Genomic DNA, 223 nt, shown 5'->3' with positions numbered 1-223 from the left:
CGGCTTCAGCGCCAGGGCCCGGGCAATCGCGACCCGCTGCTTCTGGCCGCCGGACAATTGCGAGGGATAATGCTCAAGCTTGCCGCCGAGACCGACCATCTCCAGAAGCTCGACCGCGGTCTCATGCGCCTCGGCCGCGCCGATCTTCTTCGAAATCCTTTGCGGATCGACCACGTTCTTCAGAACGCTCAGATGCGGAAACAGGTTGAAGTGCTGGAACACC

Annotated in this window: 1 protein-coding gene; it reads right to left on the bottom strand. The window is 61.9% G+C overall.

Annotated elements, in window-relative coordinates:
* The coding region (locus tag ABLQ08_RS32775; RefSeq protein WP_352950935.1) for an ATP-binding cassette domain-containing protein at positions 1–223 on the bottom strand (223 nt) is incomplete at both ends.

The organism is Roseibium sp. SCP14, from assembly GCF_040329475.1.
Taxonomy (GTDB): domain Bacteria; phylum Pseudomonadota; class Alphaproteobacteria; order Rhizobiales; family Stappiaceae; genus Roseibium.
The sequence above is the reverse complement of the archived record's forward strand: the minus strand, read 5'-3'. Positions and strand labels throughout refer to the sequence as shown.